A 12582-nucleotide genomic window follows, 5' to 3' on the forward strand; every position below is an offset into this window, starting at 1 on the left:
CGACCGCTGAACAGTGATTATACCAATCGTGTTAAGTTACTGACCATTTATAGCGACAGATAAATACAGTGATAACAAGGCATAAATTTTGACATGTAGTTGTTCTACATGAAAAATTTATAACGCAGTTAGCGCTTTATTTAGCCCGCTAGAATGGTTAAATATTTAAGTCGATTGGTATTATATCAATCAATAAGCATAAAAAAACGCACTTAAAGTGCGTTCTTATAACAAATAAAGCTCAAAGACTATTTCTTTTCTTTGCTGCTATCTGCAGTATCAGGTTCTGCCACTTCTTCGCTATCAGTTGCTAACACTGGTGTATTTTGTTCATCAAGCTGTTCATTATCCGTGTCATTGGATGTGACCGTAGGACTCTCTGTTGCAGTAACGTCGTCCTGCACTACCTCTTGTTGATTTGCAGGTTTAGCATGTTGAACAGGCGTGACTTGATAAAAGCTTGCGCCAGTATCCGCCATCGCAACTAATGGTGCACACGGGGCGAATACCGCATTATAGTTTGCAAAAGTGGCCATTTCTGAACTGACTTTATCCGCGCCCAACTTGTCCATATAACTAAATGGACCGCCTAAGAACGGCGGGAAGCCGATACCAAATATAGCACCAATATCACCATCACGCGGGCTGGCAATAATGCCTTCATCTAAACATCGAGCAGCTTCATTAAGCATTTGCGATACACAGCGTTTCGCAATTTCACTTTTGTTTAAACGTGGCGATGGGCTAACACCTAACAATTCATAGACTGATTCATCCACTTTTTTGCTCTTTTTATCATAAAGATAAAAACCGCGACCCGTTTTACGGCCTAAGCGTTTAGCATCAATCAAACGTGAAAATGCATCAGGGGCTTTAAAGCGATCGCCCAGTTCCTTTTCAAGTATTGGGGCAATTTTAGAGCCAATATCAATACCCACTTCGTCAAGTAAAGCAAGTGGTCCAACTGGGAAACCAAATTCAACAAGTGCCGCATCTATCTTCTCGATAGGCTCACCAGCAAGTAATAAGTTAGCCGCTTCATTCACATACGGGGCAAGAATACGGTTTACATAAAATCCTGCTTTGTCTTTTACCACTATCGGCGTTTTACCTTGCTTACGGGCAAAGTTTACAATCCGCGCGATGGTCTCTTGTGAAGTACCTTCGTGTGGGATGATTTCAACCAATGGCATTTTTTCAACCGGTGAGAAATAATGTAAGCCTATTACATTCTCTGGGCGGGCAGCTTCTGCTGCAATTTGTGAGATCGGCAATGATGAGGTGTTACTCGCAAAAATAGTGTTATCTTGGCATTCACGTTCAACATCCGCCACCATGCCTTGTTTAAGGCTTAAGTCTTCAAATACCGCTTCGATCACCAAATCAATGTGCTTAAAGCCACTGTAATTAGTAGTACCGGTAATTTTGCTCATGGTTTGTTGCAGGTCAGCTTTAGATAAAATGCGGCGTTTTTGCTTTTTATCTAAAATCTTATAGCTGTAATTCATGGCATTACTAATGCCCTGCTCGGCTACATCTTTAATACGCACTGGCACACCGGCTTTAACGGCACTAACATGTGCAATACCAGCGCCCATTAAACCGCCACCCAGTACAGCTGTTTTGGTGATTGCAGGTGCATCCTCGTTACGCCATTCTTTTTTCATTTCGGTGGTAGCGAAAAAGATCCCACGTAATGACTTAGACTCACTGCTCATTACTAACGTAGCAAACCCTTCAGCCTCTGTTTTATAGGCTTTGAGTTCATCAAGCTCAACACTTGCACGTATTGCTTTGATGATCGCCAGTGGCGCAGGATAATGACCACCGGTTTTTTTCAGCACATTTTCTTGCGCTTTTTTAAAGATGATATTGCGACCAAATGGGTTTGACTCAAGCAATTGGCTTAAACGGTCAAGTTTTGGTTTACTCGCTTTAGCTTTGCCTTTTAAGGCAAACTCTTTAGCAACACGTAACAACACAGTTTGTGGTACGTAGTCATCAACTAAACCCGACTTTTTAGCCTGTTTAGCGCGTATTTGCTTACCTGTTAAGGTCCACTCTAAGGCTTTTTGCAAGCCAACTAGTTTAGGTAATCGTTGTGTACCCCCACCACCTGGTAACAAGCCAAGCTGTACTTCGGGCAAGCCTAGTTTGGTAATATCACTGTCGGTACATACGCGGTAATCACAGGCTAACGCGAACTCTAACCCACCGCCTAATGCTGGGCCATGAATAGCGCTTACAGTGGGAAACGGCAATTTTTTCATATCAAAAAAAGCACGGTGGCACAGCTCACTAATTGCTAATGCATCTTCACGCTTTTCAACATTATCGAGCATTTTTACATCAGCACCGGCGATAAAGTTATCACTTTTACCGCTAATAAATACCATGCCTTTTACTGATTGCTGCTTTGCATCAGTAAGCAATGCTTGCAAGTCATCTGCAAAGCTGTCGCGCAGGGTATTCATTTTTTCACCCGGCACGTCGATAGTTACAACAGCAAGTTTTTGCTCATCTATTTCTAAACTAAATACTGAATCTGTCATTACGCACTCTCCAATACAAAGGCTGCACCTAATCCACCAGCCGCACAAGCTGTTGTAAGGGCTAAACCACCGCCGCGACGGTTAAGTTCATGTAAACTTTGGGTGATAAGTCGTGCGCCGGTGGCCGCAAATGGGTGACCATAAGCAAGCGAGCCGCCCATCACGTTAAACTTATCCATGTTAATTTCACCGATGGCTTTATTACGGCCAAGCTTTTCCTGAGCAAACTTGTCTGAGGCAAACATTTTCATGTTCGCCAAGGTTTGCGCGGCAAATGCTTCATGCATTTCAATTAAATCAAGATCTGCCAGTGTGATTCCTGCTCTATCTAATGCAATAGGCGTTGAGTGTGCAGGTCCCATCAACATGTCTTCATGCACACCAATTGCAGAAAATGCAAAGCTACGTACGTAACCTAAAATGTTATAGCCTAACGCTTTTGCTTTGCTTTCGCTCATCATTAATACCGCTGCGGCACCATCTGTTAATGGTGTTGAGTTTGCAGCAGTTACAGAACCATGTTGACGGTCAAAAGCCGGCTTTAATTTAGCATAGCCTTCAACGGTTGAGTTATGGCGAATATTGTTATCTTGCTCGATAAAGCTTTTATACGGCGCCACATGCGCAGTCATTACTTCATTAGCAAGTTTACCATCAGCCCATGCTTGGCTAGCAAGTGTGTGCGAGCGATGTGCTAAAGCGTCTTGATCTTCACGGCTAATATTATGGGTTTTTGCCATTTGCTCAGCTGTTTGCCCCATCGATAAACCGGTAGAATATTCTGCAACGGCTGGCGGTACAGGGAGTAAATCTTTTAAGCGCAGCTTTGAAAATATTTTTAAACGCTGACCTAAGGTACGTGCTTTATTTAAATCAACCAGACTACCCGCTAATTTTTTACTCACGCCAATGGGGAGTACAGATGACGAATCAGCGCCACCGGCGATACCCACTTGCACGGAGCCTGCCATGATTGACTCGGCCACATTGGCAATCGCTTGAAAACTAGTCGCACAAGCGCGTGATACTGAATACGCATCAACAGAAACCGGCATACCTGTTCCTAATACGATTTCACGGGCGATATTAGGTGCTTCTGGCATTTGCACCACTTGACCGAATACCAGTTGATCAATTTCAGATTTATTAAAATTAAGACGTTCAAGCATTTCGTTAACCACTAACTTACCCATATCAAGAGCCGGTACATGGTGAAATGCTGTCGCTTGCTTAGCGAACGGCGTACGTAAACCACTGACGATGGCGATACGATCGCCCTTTGCTGTTTTTAGTATGTTTTGCTCAGACATTAATGCTCTCCCGCTGACAGGTCTGACCTGTTTGTTTTCCTCGATTCTAAACAACCCGTGTACTAAAGCCAATAGCGAAATTGAAAATAGTATAATTAGTTACCAACAATAGGCTTTTTTTAACGTATTTACAAAAAATAGTGTGATTTGTGTGCTAGGGTAAAAATCGTTAAAAAATAACGAACTATTTTGTAAATTTAAGTCTAACACTTGTGTTATAGAACAATAATCCCAATAACCATTAAAGCTTTTTATAAACCTTGCTAATCAGGACAGTTTTTTTACTATGGCCACTAACGTATTTTCACAATTAAAAACTTATTTAGACAGCCAAATTATTGGCCAGCCAGAACTAACGCAAGCACTCCTTATCGCTATTTTAGCCGATGGCCACTTATTAGTAGAAGGTCCTCCTGGACTTGCTAAAACCCGAGCTGTTAATGCGCTAGCAAAAGGCGTAGAGGGTTCATTTCAACGCGTACAATTCACCCCAGACTTATTACCTGCTGACGTCACGGGTACTGATATTTATCGTCAACAGACCAGCGAATTCGTGTTTGAAAAAGGCCCTTTATTCCATAACCTCATCTTAGCCGATGAAATTAACCGTGCTCCTGCGAAAGTACAATCAGCATTATTAGAAGCCATGGCTGAACGTCAGGTTACCGTTGGCAAAAATACCTACCCACTGTCTGACTTATTTATGGTTATGGCTACTCAAAACCCGCTTGAACAAGAAGGAACTTACCCCCTTCCTGAAGCGCAATTAGACCGCTTTTTATTACACTTGAGCATTGACTACCCAGGCGCAGAACATGAGCTTGATATTTTACGCCTTACCCGCGGTGAAGCACTGAGCGAGCATCAAGCACCAGCACAACAAATTAGCCAAAGTGACTTATTTGCTTCACGCAAAGCAATTTTAGGCCTGCATTTAGCTGAGCCGCTTGAGCAATATTTAGTGCAATTGATCATTGCCACCCGTGAAGGGGCTAAATTGGATGCGCAACTGGGCAGCTGGATTGAGTATGGCGCAAGTCCACGTGCGACAATCGCGCTTGATAAATGTGCCCGTGCACATGCTTGGTTACAAGGCCGTGATTTTGTTGCCCCCGATGATATTCAAGCTGTACTACATAACGTGCTGCGCCATCGCATTATCTTAAGTTATGAAGCACAAGCTGATGGTGTTACTAAAGATCAGGTTATTAGCCGTATTCTAGAACTCGTTGCCGTACCATAAGCCATGCAAAAGCAATTAGATAATCAACAGTGGCTCCGTTTAAGTCATAGCCATGGGGTCGACTTAGGGTTAAAAGAGCTCATGTATTACAAAGCGAAAGCCCGCTTACTTGAGCTTGCTCCAAAAGTTAAGATCAGAAATAGTCTAACCGGTCAGTATCTTGCTCCCCATAAAGGTCGCGGTATGGAATTTGCCGAAGTACGCCATTATCAACACGGCGATGATATTCGCTCAATTGATTGGCGGGTTACAGCTCGCACCGGTGAAACCCACACAAAACTTTTTCAAGAAGAAAAAGAACGCCCTGTATTTGTGTTTACCGACTTTTCTAATTCCATGTTATTTGGTTCTAAACTGTTACTTAAATCTGTGCAGGCGGCACATATTAGTGCTTTAGTTGCATGGTCAGCATGCCAGCGTGGCGATCGCATTGGCGGTATTGTGTTTAATCAACACGGTCATTTAGAGCTAAAACCCAGCGCACGTGAAAAGGCGGTACTAAAACTGTGTCACAATTTATGTGATAGTCACCACCAAGCCCTGAGCCAAATTGACGACGTTGCCACTAATAAACTAAGCGATAACCTAAAACGCTTAAACCACTTAGCCAAACCGGGCAGCTTAGTGTATTTAGTCTCTGATTTTAGCGCCCTCGATGATGCCAGTTTTAAACAACTCGAAATACTCAGTCGGCACTGCGAGTTGATCGGCTGCCATATTAGCGATCCATTCGAACACCAGCTTCCAGCGTTTAAACAAACCGTTACGGTCAGCGCCAACGGCAGTGATTTTGCCCTGCCACTGATGGATAAAAGCTTTCGAGATAAGTTTGCTAAAACTGCTGCACAAGCCTTTGCTGCACGTTTAGAGCGCTTAACTAAGTCGGGTCTTAATTTAATATCATTCAATGCAGCCACACCACTTGAGCTGCAATTAGTGAGAAAGTAACATGCAAACCTCTCCTTTAGATGGCCTACATGATGTCATTGTCCCAACTCAGGTGTCTTGGTGGCCTTTGGCCCCCATTTGGTGGGTCATTATTGCCATACTGCTACTTACTATTAGCTTTACAGGTTATAAGTTGTATCAAACCTACCAATTTAAAAAAGCCAAGCGACACGCTGTGCTATTGAGTAATCAATATGATGACGATGCTCAACAGTTACATATTTTAATCAAGCGTTTGGTTTTACATTACTACGGTCAAAGCGCAGCATCACAAGGCACAAAGCAATGGTGTAAAACTATTAATAAGCTGACCGGACAACAATTTACTGAAGGTGAACTAATGAGCCTTTATCAAGCAAACAGTGAGCAGAGTGCGCTGGCAAATAAATTAAAACTCGCCATCTCACAATTTAAATTAAAGGAGCCACTGAATGTTTGAATTTAGCTGGCCTTGGCTCTTTATATTATTACCACTACCTTGGTTATTGCGCTTTTTAAAGCCTGTTCACACTGAAGGAAATACCCGATTACGTATTCCAAGTTTTGCCAAACATAATTTAGCCACACAAGTCGCTCATCAACACACCCGCAGTATTAGCGCATTCGAGTGGCTGATCTGGGCTTTATTAGTGAGTGCACTGGCCAACCCAACTTGGCTTGACGAACCAATTACGTTACCTAATGAAGGCCGCGATATCATGCTCGCAGTAGATTTATCAGGATCTATGACCGAGCAAGATATGGCATATCAAGGCCAATATGTTGACCGTTTAACCATGGTAAAAGCAGTGTTAAGTGACTTTATTGAGCAGCGCCAAGGTGACCGTTTAGGACTGATTTTATTTGGCGATACGGCCTTTTTACAAACACCACTAACACGGGATGTAAAAACAGTGAGCCAAATGCTCTCTGAAACGCAAATTGGCTTAGTTGGCCGTGCAACAGCTATCGGTGATGCCCTAGGTTTATCAGTAAAACGCTTTGCTAATAAAGATGAAAGTAACCGTATCGTGGTGCTATTAACCGATGGCCAAAATACAGCGGGCAATTTAGATCCAGAAGAAGCTCTATTACTTGCTCGTGAAGAAGGCATAAAAGTCTATACCATAGGGGTAGGCTCAGATAACCCTCGCGGTTTTAGCTTATTTAATATGGGTGGCATGAGCGGCGGCAGCCTAGATGAAAGATTATTAAAACGCATTGCAGAACAAACCGGTGGTCTGTATTTTCGTGCTAAAGACGTTGCGGGCTTACAACAAATTTACCAAGAGCTAGATAAACTAGAGCCCATCAGTGCTGACGAGCAAACGTTTCGCCCACAAAGCGCTTTATTCTATTTCCCTATATTAATTGCACTGGGTTTGATTGCTTTACGCATTATGTTTATTAGCGCAAAAACACTAAGACAGGAGGCCTAATGGACTTTGAATTTATCCGACCAACCGTTTTGTGGCTATTAGTGCCTGTGTGTGTCGTATTTGCTATTGCAATGTTAAAACACAAAAATGCTAAGCAAGCTGAGTTAATTGCTCCTCATTTAGCAAAGTTTGTGATCAGCAACAATACTCAACAACATAGCCAACCTATGTGGCTAATTGCATTATTTGCAGTGTTAGCCGTTATTTTTAGCGCAGGTCCTAGTTTTGAAGAAAAACAAGTACCAGTATTTCAAAGTAAAAATGCCCGGGTGATTGTAATGGATATGTCGCTGTCTATGTACAGTACCGACATAGCGCCTAGTCGTTTAGTGCAAGCACGCTTTAAAGCACTGGATATGATTAAGTTATTCAAAGAAGGTGATACCGCTTTAGTCGCGTATGCGGGCACTGCGTATACGATTTCACCCTTAACCACCGATGCTACCACGCTCGAGAACCTGATCCCAAGCTTAAGCCCAGATATTATGCCCGATAAAGGCTCTAACGTACTGGCAGGCCTTGATACTGCCAAAGAGCTATTGACCCAAGCAGGTTACCTTGAAGGTGACATTATCTTAGTGACCGATGGGATTGAGCAAAGTGAACAAAATGACATTAGTCAATTTACCGGCAATAACCCGTATCGCTTAAATATTTATGGGGTTGGAACAGAGCAAGGTGCGCCAATCAAGCTTCCTGAGGGGGGATTTTTAAAAGACAGTTACGGGCAAATCGTGGTGCCAACTATCAATACAAGTTTACTTAATAGCTTGGCTAAAAATAGCGGTGGTAAGTTTACCACATACCAGCCCAGCGCTCGGGATATTCAAACATTTGCACCCAGTGCAAATAGTGAAGTGCTTAAAAATGAAAAACAAAGCCAAGCATTATGGCGTATAGATGCTGGGATCTATGGCCTGTTCATATTGTTGCCAATGATGATGTGGATTTTTCGCCGTGGTGCATTTGCCGCTGCATTTTTAGTGGTGTGCTTTTTACCACAACAAAATGCGTATGCTGTAGCGCTTCCAACACTCTTTAAAAACCAAGATCAACGTGCCCTAGATGCATATCAACAAGGTGAATATGAACAAGCTGCGACTGCTGATTCAAGTCAATTAAAAGGCGCGGCACTGTATCAGCAAGGGAATTTTGATGCGGCATTAGCCCAATTTAGCGAGGATAAAAGCCCCACTGGTTTATATAATTACGGCAATGCCCTAGCCAAAGCAGGCAAACTAGAAGAAGCCATTAACGCCTACCAGCAAGCGCAACAGTTGCAAGATAACTTTACTCAAGCAAAGGAAAATCAAGCATTAGTTGAGCAACTACTGCAGCAGCAGGAGCAGCAACAACAGCAAGAAGGTCAAGACGGCGAACAAAATCAAGACCAAGACTCTCAAGATGGCGAGCAAGGCCAAGATCAGCAAAATAAAGATAAATCACAACAAGGTGAGCAAGCCGATCAGGATGAACAATCTCAACAAAATGATGAATCCCAGCAAAGTGATGAGCAACAAGATGGGAAACCATCAGGCCAGCAATCTGATGAACAAAATGACCCGCAAATGGAAGCTGAGCCTGAGCAAGCTGATGAGAATGACGCACAACAAACGGATGCTCAAAGCGAAGCAAAAGATGAACCCGAAAATGATGAACCACAAGCACAACTGAGTCCTGAACAACAGCAACAGGCTGAAGAAGCGGCCAAACAGCAAGCCATGCAAGCACACACCGCTGAGCTGACTAATGAAGAAAAAGAGAAAGCGCAACAATTGAGTCAGTTGTTGCGCAAAGTGCCCGATGATCCCGCTATTTTATTACGTAACAAAATGCAATTAGAAGCCCAAAAACGAAACTATCAACGCCGTCCACAAGGAGTCGAAAAATCATGGTAATGCGATTAATCTGTTGTTTATTGCTTATCAGCGCTATGCCCTCGTGGGCGATTACACAACTACAAGCCAGTGTTGATAAAAACCCCGTATTAGCGGGTGAATTTTTTATGCTCAGTATCAGTGCGGACGACAATATTAAAGATGACCAACCAGATACATCGGTGCTGTTAAAAGACTTTGTTGTTGGCCGAACGACTGTTAGCACTCGTACCAATATTATTAATGGCAGTATTTCAAAACAAACAAACTGGTCTGTTAAACTAATGACTCGCGATGCTGGGAATTATACTATCCCCGCATTCACTGTAGCCGGTGTCAGCTCTGATCCCATAGAGTTAAAAGTTGCCCAGCGTAGCCAAGATGCTGAGCAAAACAACGATATATTTATCAAAGCATCGCTTTCTAGCGACAGCTTATTCGTGCAAGAAGCCGGACTGTATACTGTAAAACTCTACCTCGCAAAAGAGTTGCTTGATGGTAATTTAAGCACCCCAACGATGCCTGATGCGCAGCTAAGCCAAATAGGTAAACAAGCTGAAGATTACGAACTAATTGATGGAAAACGTTACTTAGTCATCACGCGAGAGTATTTAGTACAACCACAGAAAAGTGGCAACTACACAATTCAAGCACCCGCCTTTCAGGGACGAATTCGCCAAGATTACCGCCAATTAGATGTCTCAGCATTGGGTGAAGATGTAAACGTTGAGATAAAACCAATTCCCAATGACTATCAAGGTGCCTGGTTACCAAGCGAGTTAGTCAGTTTAGATGAGCAATGGCAGCCAGAGGATGACACAGTAGAAGTTGGCACACCAATAACACGAACGCTGACATTAACCGCACTTGGCATCACCAAAGAGCAACTACCCGATATTGATTTACCTGAAATAAAAGGCATACGCAGCTATCCCGATGAAAAGGAAAACAACCACTTAGTCAGAGATGGCCGTGTTATTTCACAACAAACTGCATCGTATGCTCTACTGCCACAATTGCCTGGCACCTATACATTGCCAGAAGTGAGCGTTCCTTGGTATAACACTAAAATTAACCGTATTAGCTATGCAACCTTGCCAGCGCGTACCATTACCGTAACGCCAAGCAGTAACGACGTAGTCCCCCCACCCCCTGCGGCACCGACCTCGGCATTACCAACAACCGAAGCGCCAAGCTCGCTAACTTCACAACCAATCCAGGTAAGCCATATCCCTATTTGGTTAGTTATTGTTAGCGTGATTGGTTATTTATTGTGGCTGATCACGTTAATTTTATGGTTACGAAGCCGTTCTGTACGCACAGCTGTTAGCAGTCAGCCTAAAGTACTAAAAAAAGATTCATCGACATCCCTGAATGAACTTAAGAAGGCTAGTAAAAACAATGATATAAATGCGTTTTATCAGGCATTGAACCGTTATGCGGTGCAGCAGACAAAACAATCGCATAGTGCGATAGACAAGTTAATGCTCGACGTTGATAATATTCAACTTAGTCAACATATTGCGAAACTGCAGTCAGCCCTCTATAGTCCTAATAGTACCGAGGTAGACTTGGCAGCCATTGTAAATCTGTTAGAAGAGCAGCGTAATAGACAGAGTAAATCTCAACAAGCTGTATTAAAAGGACTTTATAAATAGAGTTTAAGTGCGTAGCAATTCTCCTCGCACTTGGACAGCGGATTACTTAAAATAAATAAAAAAGTGCTTATGCTTGGAAATAAAAACGCGAATAGTCAGGTCTTAGTTGATATGGCAGAGAAAAAAACACGCTATGAAAAACTAGTTCATGTTTATCATAGTGAATTATATCGTTTTGCCTATTGGCTATGCCGTGACCCTAATATTGCTGAAGATCTGGTCCAAGAAACGTTTTTACGTGCTTGGCGAGCGCTTGATTCATTATTAGATCAAAAAGCCGCAAAACCATGGCTACTGACGATTTTACGCCGGGAAAATGCCCGCCGTTTTGAACGCAAACAATTTGATTATAGCGATGTTGAAAACGATACCTTAGTTGATGATACAAGCGTCAGCTTAGATGACGAAATGGAGCAAACAGTGATCCAACGTCAAATCGCTAAGCTTACTGATGAATATCGAGAGCCATTACTATTACAGGTAGTGATGGGTTGCTCCGGTGAAGAGATAGCAGAAATATTAGATTTAAATAAAAATACCGTAATGACGCGTTTATACCGCGCCAGAAACCAGTTAAAAGAGGCTTTAAGCCGTGATGATGAACAACTTAAAGGGGCATCAAAATAATGGATGATCTCGAGTTTCGTCGCCGAGTTAGCGCACAGCCAAACAGCACAGAGAAGGAGCTTTTAGACTTTGCAGAGCAGCACCCTGAGCGACAAGCATTTATAGATGACATGCAAGCATTTGATACACAGCTTGCCGAGGCACTTGATATTCCTGTGCCAAAAGGTCTTGCTGAGCGTATTTTAGCAAATACCGCAGCCCATGCAGAAAACGAAGCACCCGATAGTGAGCCACAGTTTACAGCGCAAACTGATGCAAACCTGCAACAGCCAACTGATAATGTCATTGAGGCAAGCTCACGCTTTAAACTAGGTCGTTTGCCGCTTGCCATGGCAGCCTCTTTATTGGTGGCCGTAGGTGCATTTTTCTTTAGTAGTGAACAAAATGTTGCATATGCCGCAGGGGAACATGCGCTTGCGCATGTTTACTATGAAATTAATTCGTTACAAAAAACTGAAGCAATCAGTTTAGAAACAGTCAACGAAAAGTTTGCTGTTCTTGGTGGCCACTTAGATGAGCTTCCCGGTAAAGTAACCTATTTGATGTTTTGTGACTTTAAAGGTCAAAAAGGCCTGCATCTGGTGTTTGAATCGGAGCACGGCCCCATGACGGTATTTATCGTGCCATCAAAGGATCAATCTTTTGGCATTGGCGCAGATGATTTTCAAGACGATCGCTTTGAAGGTCATATAAATCGAGGCCCAGAGGCTGATACTATTTTAGTTGCCAGTTTAGGGGTGCCGTTAGAACACTACAACGATCGCATTAACCATGCCATTCGCTGGTTAAATTAATGATTAAATTGCATTGTCGTTGTAACGACGGCAATGCAATTTACACTTCCTCTCTCTTTATTAATTGCTTTAAAATTAGTCAACTATCAACGTTGATAAGCTATTTTAAGCTTAATTAACTTTGTCCCTATTTATCTATTTCTTGAACTGATTTA

Annotated in this window: 10 protein-coding genes; 8 read left to right on the plus strand and 2 right to left on the minus strand. The window is 42.8% G+C overall.

The window, feature by feature from the left end; all coding sequences use genetic code 11:
* Positions 1-248: 248 nt before the first annotated feature.
* Together fadJ and fadI are read right to left on the minus strand one after the other, a co-directional pair.
* Complete coding sequence (gene fadJ / locus CWB85_RS02650) at positions 249-2552, minus strand: fatty acid oxidation complex subunit alpha FadJ (protein ID WP_138554035.1); 2304 nt, start codon at positions 2550-2552, stop codon at positions 249-251.
* Positions 2552-3862 (minus strand): acetyl-CoA C-acyltransferase FadI, encoded by a 1311-nt coding sequence (fadI, locus tag CWB85_RS02655; protein WP_138554036.1) that lies wholly within the window; start codon positions 3860-3862, stop codon positions 2552-2554. The genes fadJ and fadI overlap by 1 nt, the downstream gene beginning before the upstream one ends.
* Positions 3863-4148: 286 nt before the next feature.
* Between fadI and CWB85_RS02660 the strand changes: the two genes are divergently transcribed.
* The 8 genes from CWB85_RS02660 to CWB85_RS02695 all read left to right on the plus strand — a co-directional run bounded on the left by CWB85_RS02660 (position 4149) and on the right by CWB85_RS02695 (position 12427).
* The gene (locus tag CWB85_RS02660; RefSeq protein ID WP_016707944.1) at positions 4149-5105 is read left to right on the plus strand and encodes an AAA family ATPase; all 957 of its coding nucleotides are present in this window, start codon (positions 4149-4151) and stop codon (positions 5103-5105) included.
* Positions 5106-5108: 3 nt separating this feature from the next.
* Positions 5109-6053, plus strand: coding sequence for a DUF58 domain-containing protein (locus CWB85_RS02665; RefSeq protein ID WP_016707945.1), 945 nt, complete (start codon positions 5109-5111; stop codon positions 6051-6053).
* 1 nt (position 6054) lies between these two features.
* Positions 6055-6492: a DUF4381 domain-containing protein gene (locus CWB85_RS02670; RefSeq protein WP_016707946.1), complete on the plus strand. Its 438-nt coding sequence runs from the start codon at positions 6055-6057 to the stop codon at positions 6490-6492.
* Positions 6485-7471, plus strand: a complete 987-nt coding sequence (locus CWB85_RS02675; RefSeq protein WP_138554037.1) for a vWA domain-containing protein — start codon at positions 6485-6487, stop codon at positions 7469-7471. The genes CWB85_RS02670 and CWB85_RS02675 overlap by 8 nt, the downstream gene beginning before the upstream one ends.
* Entirely contained in the window at positions 7471-9369 is a 1899-nt protein-coding gene (locus tag CWB85_RS02680; RefSeq protein WP_138554038.1) for a vWA domain-containing protein, read from the plus strand. The genes CWB85_RS02675 and CWB85_RS02680 overlap by 1 nt, the downstream gene beginning before the upstream one ends.
* On the plus strand, positions 9363-11006 hold the full coding sequence (locus tag CWB85_RS02685; RefSeq protein ID WP_138554039.1) for a BatD family protein: 1644 nt from the start codon (positions 9363-9365) through the stop codon (positions 11004-11006). The genes CWB85_RS02680 and CWB85_RS02685 overlap by 7 nt, the downstream gene beginning before the upstream one ends.
* Before the next feature lie 69 nt (positions 11007-11075).
* Positions 11076-11633, plus strand: coding sequence for a sigma-70 family RNA polymerase sigma factor (locus CWB85_RS02690; RefSeq protein WP_036980711.1), 558 nt, complete (start codon positions 11076-11078; stop codon positions 11631-11633).
* Positions 11633-12427, plus strand: a complete 795-nt coding sequence (locus CWB85_RS02695) for a DUF3379 family protein (RefSeq protein WP_138554040.1) — start codon at positions 11633-11635, stop codon at positions 12425-12427. Before CWB85_RS02690 ends, CWB85_RS02695 begins: the two co-directional genes overlap by 1 nt.
* Positions 12428-12582: the final 155 nt, after the last annotated feature.

The organism is Pseudoalteromonas sp. S1727 (assembly GCF_005886375.1).
Lineage (GTDB): Bacteria > Pseudomonadota > Gammaproteobacteria > Enterobacterales > Alteromonadaceae > Pseudoalteromonas > Pseudoalteromonas haloplanktis.